Annotated in this window: 8 protein-coding genes; all 8 read left to right on the top strand. The window is 43.3% G+C overall.

Annotated elements, in window-relative coordinates; all coding sequences use genetic code 11:
- Nucleotides 1-280: 280 nt before the first annotated feature.
- The 8 genes from TY49_RS12190 (at nt 281) to mgrA (ending at nt 11,367) form a co-directional block, all read left to right on the top strand.
- Entirely contained in the window at nt 281-1,084 is an 804-nt protein-coding gene (locus TY49_RS12190; RefSeq protein ID WP_052442175.1) for a glycoside hydrolase family 16 protein, read from the top strand.
- A gap of 22 nt (nt 1,085-1,106) precedes the next feature.
- Nucleotides 1,107-2,441, top strand: coding sequence for a GH1 family beta-glucosidase (locus tag TY49_RS12185; protein WP_041966188.1), 1,335 nt, complete (start codon nt 1,107-1,109; stop codon nt 2,439-2,441).
- A gap of 27 nt (nt 2,442-2,468) precedes the next feature.
- Nucleotides 2,469-5,648: a hypothetical protein gene (locus TY49_RS12180; protein WP_041966187.1), complete on the top strand. Its 3,180-nt coding sequence runs from the start codon at nt 2,469-2,471 to the stop codon at nt 5,646-5,648.
- A gap of 19 nt (nt 5,649-5,667) precedes the next feature.
- Entirely contained in the window at nt 5,668-7,005 is a 1,338-nt protein-coding gene (locus TY49_RS12175; protein ID WP_041966186.1) for a glycoside hydrolase family 30 protein, read from the top strand.
- Between the two features lie 216 nt (nt 7,006-7,221).
- The gene (locus TY49_RS12170) at nt 7,222-7,587 is read left to right on the top strand and encodes a hypothetical protein (RefSeq protein ID WP_041966185.1); all 366 of its coding nucleotides are present in this window, start codon (nt 7,222-7,224) and stop codon (nt 7,585-7,587) included.
- Between the two features lie 423 nt (nt 7,588-8,010).
- Complete coding sequence (locus tag TY49_RS12165) at nt 8,011-9,381, top strand: MATE family efflux transporter (protein WP_041966184.1); 1,371 nt, start codon at nt 8,011-8,013, stop codon at nt 9,379-9,381.
- 29 nt (nt 9,382-9,410) lie between these two features.
- Nucleotides 9,411-10,346: an aldo/keto reductase gene (locus tag TY49_RS12160; RefSeq protein ID WP_041966183.1), complete on the top strand. Its 936-nt coding sequence runs from the start codon at nt 9,411-9,413 to the stop codon at nt 10,344-10,346.
- Between the two features lie 31 nt (nt 10,347-10,377).
- Nucleotides 10,378-11,367, top strand: coding sequence for an L-glyceraldehyde 3-phosphate reductase (gene mgrA, locus TY49_RS12155; RefSeq protein ID WP_041966182.1), 990 nt, complete (start codon nt 10,378-10,380; stop codon nt 11,365-11,367).
- Nucleotides 11,368-11,531: the final 164 nt, after the last annotated feature.

The raw sequence follows: 11,531 nt of genomic DNA, 5'->3' as shown, positions 1-11,531 counted from the left end.
AGGTTCTGCCAAAAACTCGTACTCGCGACAACATTTTGTCCGAAGTAACCACAAGTTTGGACAACTCAACGGAATGACTCCATTTTTGCCGGCATCACATAAAACTACCCACCTTTTTAGGAGTTTTTGGAAGTGCTTTCACGTAGAATTACGCTCTTCTAAAATATTGACACCCTAAACAAAATTCTCTATCTCAAGATGCAGGACTGGCAAAGGTAGAATAGGAATTGAGATATTTTTATTCACAGCATCGAGTTTTTTTCAGGAAGGGGCGGTTTAGGTGGGACTAAAAAAACAGGACAATTTAGACAAAGAAATGATGACGCTTTCAAATTCTGAAGCGGAGTGGAAGTTAGTTTGGGAAGAGAACTTTAATCTTTCTGAGATAGATGAAAACAAATGGAATTATGTTGAGGCCGGCAATGGCTTCGGGAATGATGAATCCCAGTACTATACAAGACGGAATGAAAACGCGCGAATTGAGAATGGCATGCTGGTACTTGAGGCCAGGAAAGAGGAGTATAAAGGGATGGATTACACATCCGCGAAATTGACGACCAGAGGCAAGGCAGCCTGGACATATGGACGATTCTCATTTCGGGCTAAATTGCCTGAAGGCCAGGGAATCTGGCCTGCAATCTGGATGATGCCAGAGGATATGGAAAAGTATACTGGATGGCCAGCCTGCGGGGAAATCGACATCATGGAGAGTATCGGCCATCAACCTGGTACGGTTTATGGAACGCTTCATTATGGCATGCCTCACACCTACACAGGAGAGAACTTCACTCTTCCTGAAGGTAAGAAATTCTCTGGTGATTTCCATGTCTTCACCCTTGATTGGGAACCAGGCGAATTCAGATGGTATGTAGATGATGTCCTGTACGCAAGGCAGACTGAATGGTTCAGTAAGGCTGAAGGCTCTGAAAATGAGCAACCTGGATTCGCGCCGTTTGATCGTGATTTTTATCTCCAGCTGAATCTTGCTGTCGGGGGAAAATGGCCGGGATATCCTGATGACACAACGCAGTTCCCGCAGCGAATGACAGTTGATTACATCAAAGTTTACAAGAGAGAAGCCTGATAACGTTTGAGGTGAGAAAAGGATGACTAGATTTTCAAGAGATTTTATTTTCGGCACAGCAACATCATCCTATCAAATTGAAGGGGCCTATCAGGAAGATGGCAGAAGTCTTTCTATATGGGATACGTTTTCCCGGACTCCCGGAAAGGTCTTCAATATGGATAACGGGGATATTGCATGTGATCATTACCATTTATATGAAAAGGATATTGAAATTTTAAAAACGCTTGGTGTGGACTCTTATCGGTTTTCGATTGCCTGGCCAAGGATTTTCCCAGAGCAGGGGAAATTTAACGAAGCAGGAATGAACTTTTATAAAAAGCTTATTGCACGCCTGATCGAAAGTGGAATCAAGCCTGCTGTTACCCTTTACCATTGGGATTTGCCAATGTGGGCGCATGAAAAGGGAGGCTGGACAAACAGAGAATCCGTCGATTGGTTCATGGAGTATGCTGAGAAATGCTTTGAGGAACTTGATGAGCATGTAGAAATGTGGATTACCCATAATGAACCGTGGTGCGCAGGTTTCCTCGGTTATCATCAGGGTGTTCATGCACCAGGGCATACCAATATGGAAGAGGCGCTTAAAGCTGTTCACCATATACTTCTGTCTCATGGTGAGGCGGTTTCCCTGCTGAAAGGCAAGTTTGCTTCAGCAACTCCGATCGGGATTACACTGAATCTGTCACCGGTGTATCCGGCAAGCAATTCTGCAAATGATCGGCTGGCGGCTAATAATGCTGACGGCTATACAAACCGCTGGTTCCTTGATCCTGTATTAAAAGGGTCTTACCCAGTCGACATGATGAATCTGTTCTCCAAATACGTCCACTCCTTTGATTTTATCCAGGAAGGCGATTTGGAGAAGATATCGATTGAGTGTGATTTCTTTGGAATCAACTATTATAATCGCAGTCTTGTTGAATTCAATGCAGCATCTGACTTCTTGTTCATGAGTGCATACTCAGATTATTCGAAGACAGGAATGGGATGGGATATTTCGCCGTCTGAATTTAAAGAGCTGATACATCGCTTGCGCAAAGAGTATACGAATCTGCCAATCTATATAACCGAAAACGGTTCTGCGTTCGATGATCAAGTATCAGACGACCACCGAGTCCATGATTCCGAGAGACAGGACTATGTTGAAAAACATATCTGGGCGGTTGCTGAGCTTAATGAAGAGGGCATGAACATCGCTGGATATTATCTATGGTCATTGCTCGACAATTTTGAATGGGCATTTGGCTACGACAAACGTTTTGGAATCACTTATGTTGATTTTGAAACTCAGGAAAGAATCCTTAAGGATAGCGGTTACCGCTATGCCGAAATTATCAGTAACCGTTCAATCTAAAATCCAATGACTTCGGAGTGATCAATAATGGAAAGATACCGCTTTGATGATAAACAATATCTTGTAATTGAGGAATTTGACCAGGCAAAAACATTCTCGAGCTTCCTTCCTGGTTTAGCAGGGTTATACGGGATACCTATTTGGGCTTTTTACGTAAACCGTGGACAGGGAATCGTCAGCTTCGGTGTGCAGGATAAGAATCATGCTATAACTGAATTTTTCCCGGCAAACCAGGCGTATCAGCGTGTAGCAACCAATGGTTTCCGCACATTCATCAAGCTGAATGGAAGTACCGTTTTCGAGCCATTCTCTTCATACGGCAGCAAAAAAGACCGAAAGAGGACGATGTCTATAAAAGAAAATGAAATGAAGCTGGAAGAAATCAACCATCAATATGGTGTGAAAACAGTCGTAACGTATTTCACGCTTCCGAATGAGAATTTTGGAGCTCTTGCGAGAAAGGTAGAAGTCGAAAATCTTTCTGGGGGAACGCTGGAATTTGAGATCCTTGATGGGCTTCCCGCGATCATCCCGTTCGGAATTGATGACGCTGCCTATAAAGCAGTTGGAAATACGCTGAAAAGCTGGATGGATGTATTCAATCTTGAAAATGGCATTCCATACTACCGAGTCCGGTCATCAACGAATGATTCGGCAGAAGTCGAAGAGGTTTCAAAGGGACATTTTTATTTAAGCTTTGATGATGAAGGACAGTTAATCAAACCAATTGTGGATGTAGATTTGATTTTCGGCTCGAACAGTTCGCTGTCTTATCCTGACGAGTTTGAGAAAGTTTCTATTAAAGAGGTATTAGCTGCTGAGCCGGTAACCTCCAATAAGGTTCCTTGCGGTTTCTCCGGCATGGGGAGAGTGCTTGAGCAAGGTGGGAAACTGAGCTTCCATACGCTGATCGGCCATGTGAAAGATATTGAAATCATCAATGCAAAAGAAGCTGACATAAGAGCTCGCAAATATATGGAAATAAAGTACGAAGAAGCGCAAAGTCTTGTTACGGAAATTACGAAGGATGTTGAAACAAAGACAGCGTCACCGTTATTTGATGCCTATGTAAACCAAAGCTACCTTGACAATGTGTTGCGCGGCGGCTTTCCAATTGCATTGGAGACGGATGATTCAGCCTTTACTTATTATGTTTTTTCCCGAAAGCACGGAGACCTGGAGCGGGATTACAACTTTTTCTCGCTTGCGCCTGAATTCTTCTCGCAGGGGAATGGCAACTTCCGTGATGTGAACCAAAATCGCAGGAATGATGTGTTTTTCCACCCTGAGACGGGAGACTACAATATCAAGCTGTTCATGAGCCTGATCCAGGCGGATGGTTATAACCCGCTCGTTGTAAAAGGAGCAAGCTTTGAACTAAAAGATCAGTCTGATTGGGGATGGCTGGATGAGCTGGTTCCTCAGCAAAAGGATGCTGAATTCATTAAAAAGAAGCTGAGCGGAACCTATACACCAGGCGATTTACTTCAAACGATATCAGACAGCGATATTCAGCTTGCATGCTCACTTCCGGATTTCCTGAAAAAAGTCCTTTCAAGGAGCTCCCAGAACATCGAAGCGGAGTTTGGAGAAGGATACTGGATGGACCACTGGACGTACAATCTTGACCTGGTTGAAAACTATTTGAAGGTGTATCCGGAAAATAAGGCGCAGTTACTGTTTGATGATTACAGTTACAAATACTTTCACAGCCCTGTATTTGTGAATCCGCGTTCTGAAAAATATGTCCTGGCTAATGGCAAGGTTCGTCAATACGATGCCATCACTGAATTTGGACATCAGCAAGGGTCAAATTGGTTGAGGAGACCTGACGGTGAATTCTTTACATCCAATCTTTACAGCAAACTGTTTTCACTAGCACTGCTCAAATTTTCGACACTGGATCCTTATGGTATGGGTGTGGAAATGGAAGCGAATAAGCCAGGCTGGAATGATTCAATGAATGGCCTGCCAGGAATATTCGGTTCAGCAATGAGTGAGACATTAGAGCTGAAACGCCTGCTCGAATTTGTCATCGCTTCTGGAGAGGCTGGCGAGCTTGAGATCACTCTTCCTGCAGAAGTAGTCGATCTGGCTGTGTCAGTTGTGGAATTCCTAAGTCAATTTGAAAATGGCGAGCTGGATGAATACAGCTACTGGAATCAAACAGCGACTGCCCGTGAAAAATATCGCGAGTTAGTGAAAAACGGTTTTGAAGGTACGGAAAAGAATATCGAGTTGAAAAAGCTTACTGATTATGCAAAGCAAATGCTTCTTAAAACAAAAGCGGGAATTGACAAGGCAACTGAGCTTGGTAATGGGTTAATTCCAACCTATTTTTCCTTCGAAGCTGTTGACTGGGAAAAGATCGTGGATGAAAACGGTAATGGAAAACTGAATAAAAAAGGCTTGCCTTTAGTCAGAGTCAATAGCTTTGAAGTGTCTGTTCTGCCGCATTTCCTTGAAGGTCCAGCAAGGGCATTGAAGACTGCTGATCACCAAACAGCCTTGTCGACATATCAGCATGTAAGGAACTCGGAAATTTACGACAGTAAGCTGAAAATGTACAAAACTTCTGGTTCTCTTGAAGACCAAACCTTTGATATCGGCCGTGCGAGGGCTTTCACTCCAGGCTGGCTTGAGCGGGAATCCATCTTCATGCACATGGAATTCAAGTATCTGCTGAGTGTCTTGAAGTCCGGATTGTATGAAGAATTCTATGAAGATATCAACTATGCAATGCCACCGTTCATGGATGCGGAAGTGTACGGAAGAAGCGTCCTAGAAAATTCATCCTTTATTGCGAGCAGCGTGAACCCTGATTCCAGTCTCCATGGACAAGGATTCGTTGCGAGGCTGAGTGGAACAACAGCTGAATTCTTAAGCATCTGGCAGTTGATGATGATGGGGAAAAAGCTTTTTGACGTAAACGAAGAAGGGTTGACGCTGAAGCTTGAGCCGATTCTTCCTTCATGGCTTTTTGATTCAGAGGGCAAGGTGCAATTTACAATGCTCGGCAAGATTCAGGTAACCTACCATAATCCAACAAGAAGAAACACATTCGGTATGGATGGTGCCAGGACAGCTAGATATGTGCTTCACCTTAATGGTGAAGAGGTCACGGTAGATGGCACACACTTGCCTGAACTGTATGCAAAAGCTGTCAGGAATGGGGAAATTGCAAGAATCGACGTTTACTTAGACTAATGAGACGAGGTGCTGATAGATGAAAATCCAAGTAATCCAAACTGCTAAAAACACCGGTGACCGCTTTGCTGACAAGGGTTATGCTCCTGTTGGTAATAGAAATGATGAACAAAAGATCGTCATGAACCTTGATCCAGAAACGAAGTATCAAAGCTTCATGGGATTCGGGGGAGCTTTTACAGAAGCAGCTGCTTACACACTGGCGCAAATTTCCGGGGAAGAACGAGCAAAAGTAATCGACAGCTATTTTAACCAGGAAACAGGTCTTGGTTACAGCCTGGGCAGAACCCATATCCATAGCTGTGACTTTGCATTAGAGAACTACACCTATGTGGAAGAGAATGACGTTGAATTAAAGACCTTTTCAATCGAACGTGAACAAAAATACGTATTGCCGCTTATCAAGGATGCTGTGAAGGCAAGAGGCGAAGAGCTTACTATTCTCTCATCTCCATGGAGCCCTCCAGCATGGATGAAAACAAATAATGAAATGAATAACGGCGGAAAGCTGAAGCCAGAGTTTTATAGCACATGGGCTTTGTATTACACGAAATACATCAAGGCGATGGAATCAGAAGGAATCCCGATTTGGGGAATCACTGTCCAGAATGAGCCGGAAGCAACACAGGTCTGGGATTCGTGCAGATATACAGCGGAAGAAGAACGTGACTTTGTGAAAAATCATTTGGGACCTGTCATGGAGCATGAAGGCCTGGGTGATAAGGAAATCATCATCTGGGATCACAATCGGGATATAGCTTATGAGCGGGCAAAGACGATTTTATCAGACGCTGAGGCTTCAAAATATATTTGGGGTACTGGGCTGCACTGGTATGTTTCTGAGGAGTTCGAGAACTTAAGCAAGATCCATGAAGATTTTCCTGATAAGCATCTGATTTTTACCGAAGGATGTATCGAGGGTGGAGTCCAGCTTGGTGCCTGGCATACAGGAGAACGGTACGCCAGAAACATCATGGGCGATATCAACAACTGGCTAGAAGGCTGGATTGACTGGAATATTGTCCTGAACGAACAGGGTGGGCCGAACCATGTCGGCAATTATTGTGACGCTCCAGTGATCGCTGATACAAAAACTGGTGAAATTCACTATAACAGTTCCTTTTATTATATTGGACATTTCAGCAAGTACATCAAGCCGAATGCAGTAAGAATTGCACATGAACTTAACCATGAATCTTTAAAAGCAGTATCATTCCAAAATGAAGATGGCTCCATTGTCGCAGTCGTTATGAATGATGCAGACGCTACAGAGTCATTCTCACTATGTGTCGGAGGCAATGCTGCCAAAGCCGAACTGCCTGCTCATTCGATTACAACATTCATTATAGAAAGTTAAGCTCTGCCACCTCCTTGTCATGACAAAATGTGCTTTACGCTAAGTGAATTACATGAAAAGGAGGTGGTTTTTTTTAGAAAGCTGTTAACGCTTGTAAAATAATGAAGGAGGAATTCGTATGAAGAAAACCCTGGCTCTTTTATTGAGTGCCGTGATGATTTTGCCTGCAGCCAGTATCGCAACCCCTAAAGATAAAACGGCGAGAAACGAGGCTGGGTGAAGTATTCAAATGAGGAGTCCTTCCAGCTTTCTGATGAACTGAAAAACTATGAATTCACTTTTGAAATGCTGAATGAAACGGTTATCGCGTCAAGGCTTGAATTCAACCTTGGCGCGAATGGAACGAATCCAGTATGGATCGGCAATGTGAGAGTTGAGCATATCACCGGGACACCTGTAAACGAAGATGCGCCTAAACAGCCGCTGCCAAATGGGAACCATGTTTATAACGGAACATTAGATCAGGGCATGGATCGTCTGATGTTCTGGAATTGCTCGGCCGGCGATACAGCTGCAACCGCATCTGTTTCTGAAGACGCTCGAGAGCTCCATATAGTGTTTTATGACCGAAGAAACATTTGATGATAGAAAAATCGTTTTTGAACTTGGCAATATTTTAGATGGAAATGCGGCAACAAATGTCTTTCTGAACAATGTAAAGCATCACAAAAAATTAAGTTAATTAGCGGCTGGATGGAATTGGTCGAAATAATTGGGAATGTGGTTGAATAATTATAAAATGCGCCAATAAAATTCAAAATGTGGTCGAATAATTTTAAAATTCGCCAATAAAACTCAAAATGTGGTCGAATAATTATAAAATGCGTCAATAAAATTCAATAATGGTCGAAATCGAGAGGCAGAACAGCAAGTCTTTTCTGCCTCTTATCCTTCTATTCCATTGCGTTGCTTTAAAATTTAACAATCAAAGTTGAATGAGCCGAGGTCAGCGTAATATACCCCCTTTTTTTATCAAAGGGAACTTTTAAAGGTGGAAAATGCAATATGAATTTACAGAAAAATAACAGTCTGCCTAAACAGGTTGGCTTATTAGCACTTACCTGGCCTATTTTTATAGAAATGTTCTTGCATATGTTAATGGGGAGCACTGATACTTTCATGCTATCCCATATTTCGGACGAAGCTGTTGCGGCTGTAGGGGTAGCCAATCAGCTCGTATTTTTCATGATCCTCGTATTTGGTTTTGTTGCCACAGGGACTGCAGTTTTAGTATCACAAAACCTTGGAGCAGGACTTCAAGTGGATGCAAGGAAGATATCTGGTCTCTCGCTCTCTCTTAATCTTATATTTGGAGTATTGGTCAGTGTAATTGTTGTCGGTTTCAATGATTTGTTTTTGCAGATGTTCAATCTAACACCGGAAATACACCGGCTGGCTCAACAGTATCTGACGATTGTTGGCGGAACACTTTTTACCCAGGCGCTTCTAGTTACTGCGTCAGCCATACTGCGGGCAAATGGGTTAACGAAAGAGGCGATGTTCATTTCAATTATAATGAATGTCATTCACCTTGCTGGGAACAGTCTATTTATATATGGACTATTCGGTGTTCCGGAAATGGGTGTTCAGGGTGTGGCTATTTCGACAGCCATATCCCGTGCAATCGCAGTGATTCTAATATTCCGATTACTATACCGCAGGCTACCTATGAGGATTGCTTTAGAAGACTACCTGAACTTCAATAAATCTTTTATCAAAAAGATTTTGAAGATAGGTGTTCCTTCCGCTGGCGAAAATGTTGTGTATAACACCAGCCAGATGGCGATCACCGTCATTATTGGGTTGCTGGGGGCTATGGCCCTGACAACAAGGGTATACACCTTTAACATCATGTCCTTCATGATGCTTTTCGGAATCGCGATAGGCCAGGGAACGCAAATACTAATAGGATACAAGGTCGGTGCAAGAGAATTTGATAAAGCCTATCACCAGCTATTGAAAAGCTTGAAACTTAGTATCATAATCACGATGGCGATCACCGTGGTAATCGTTGCAATCAGAGAACCTATATTAGGGATTTTTACTGATAATAAGGACATTATCAGGGAAGGAAGCAAGGTTCTGCTCCTTTGTTTACTCCTTGAACCTGGGAGAACCTTCAACATAGTCGTGATCAGTTCTCTCCGGGCAGCAGGAGATGCGGTATTCCCGGTAAAAATGGCCTTTGTCTCGATGTGGGGAATCAGTGTGCCGCTCGCCTATTTCCTGGGAATCTACTTGGGATATGGCCTTTCTGGCATTTGGATTGCCTTTATCATTGATGAATGGTTCAGAGGAATCATCATGTATATCAGATGGAGAAGTCGTGTCTGGGAGAAGAAGGTGCTGGTTGATGAAAGGGTGCAAACAGCATGATCGTTGATTTTTGAGAGGAGGGCAAGAAGGTGAATTACAGACAGCTTGGAAGCACAGGGATAAAGGTGTCGGAAGTTGGTTTTGGTGCATGGCAGCTCGGGAACGCCAGGGACTGGGAAGGTATGGAGGACAATCAAGCAATCAGGCTTGTGCATGAAGCGCTTGATCAGGGCTGCAATTTCTTTGATACAGCTCCGAATTATGGCGGTGGTAATAGTGAGTCATTGCTTGGGAAAGCTCTTACTGGAAGAAGGAGCGAGGCGGTGATTAATAGCAAGTTTGGGCATCATCCGGATAACACCCTCAATTTTGATTCACAGAAGATCCGCAGTTCGGTCGAAGATAGCTTACGTCGTCTCAAAACGGATTACCTGGATTCAATTTTATTGCATAATCCTCCGTTTGAAATCCTGAATGGAAGCACAGATCATTTTGAGGTGTTAGAGTCACTCAAGCAGGAAGGAAAGATCCGGGCTTATGGAGCTTCAGTGGACTCTGCAAGAGAAATGGACGAGCTGCTTCGGAATACCAGAAGCCAGGTTATTGAGGTAATGTTCAACATTTTTCATCAGGAGCCAAGACAAGCCTTCAAGAAGGCAGCGGAAAAAAATGTAGGTCTGATTGTAAAAGTTCCGCTTGATTCTGGGTGGCTATCAGGAAAGTATGACGAAACCAGTGTTTTTACAGACATACGGAGCCGTTGGGACAAGGATCAGCTTAGGAAAAGAGCAGAGCTCCTTCCTGTCCTTAAGGAAATGCTCGAACCTGAAGAATCGCTGATCCAGTTGGCTTTAAGGTATATTCTGTATTATCAGGAGGTCTCTACAGTCATTCCTGGAAACAAGAATCTTGAGCAGCTGATTGAGAATTTATCTGCTTCAGCTAAAAGTATCTCTGTTGAAAAGGCTGAGAAGATAGAGGAGATTTGGGAAGAAAAGCTGCAAGCCGACCCGTTGGGATGGTAAAAAAAAGTATTTTATGGAGGTTTAAAAACAAATGGCATATCAACCAAGCAACGACCGCTATGAATCAATGGTGTATAACAGATGTGGAAAGTCAGGCCTTAAATTGCCTGCAATTTCCCTGGGCCTATGGCACAATTTCGGAGGCCAGGATACTTTTGAAAATGGCCGTTCATTAATCAGAAGAGCTTTTGATCTTGGCGTCACTCATTTTGATCTTGCGAATAACTATGGTCCCCCACCAGGTTCTGCAGAAGAGAACTTTGGTGCAATTCTTAAGAAGGATTTTTCAGGATACCGTGATGAAATGGTGATTTCGACGAAAGCTGGTTATGGCATGTGGGCGGGCCCTTATGGTGACTGGGGTTCAAGGAAATACCTCGTATCCAGCTTGGACCAAAGCCTGAAAAGGATGGGACTTGATTATGTTGATATTTTCTACCATCACAGACCAGACCCGGAAACTCCATTAGAGGAAACAATGATTGCACTAGATCATGTTGTGAGGCAGGGTAAAGCTTTGTATGTAGGACTGTCCAATTATGGTGTCGAGGAAACGAAACAGGCTATCGGAATTTTAAAAGACCTGGGTACTCCATTGCGGATCCACCAGCCTGCTTATTCGATGTTTAACCGCTGGGTAGAAGATGGCCTGACTGATTTGCTTAAAGATGAAGGAGTCGGATCGATCGCATTTGTTCCATTGGCGCAAGGGTTGCTGACAAACAGGTATATCAATGGAATTCCACAAGACTCCAGAGCGTTGAAGCCAAACAGTTTCCTGAATGAAGGAGATGTATCTGAAGAAGTTCTTGCTAAGGTTAGACAATTAAATGAAATTGCTCAGGAACGTGGCCAGTCACTTGCCCAGATGGCACTTGCCTGGGTGCTCAGGGAACAGAAAATAACCTCAGCGCTAATTGGCGCGAGCAAGGTCAGCCAAATTGAAGAAAACGTCGCTGCGCTGAACCGTCTTGATTTCAGTGAAGCAGAACTGAATATGATTGATGAAATCTTAAAATAAGGAATGCAACAAAGCTGTAAAGCCAAATGGTTTTACAGCTTTTTTTATTGGAGTATTTTTCTTGAGCAAGGGTAAAGGTAGAGGAAAAACGGTCACATTAAGGAAGTGGATGTGACCGGTTAAGTGAAGTAATGAGGAACGGATTACATAAAAGAGAGATATGT

Source organism: Mesobacillus selenatarsenatis SF-1, from assembly GCF_000813125.1.
Lineage (GTDB): Bacteria > Bacillota > Bacilli > Bacillales > Cytobacillaceae > Mesobacillus > Mesobacillus selenatarsenatis.
Note: the sequence above shows the minus strand (reverse complement) of the source record. Positions and strands in the feature narration are given on the sequence as shown.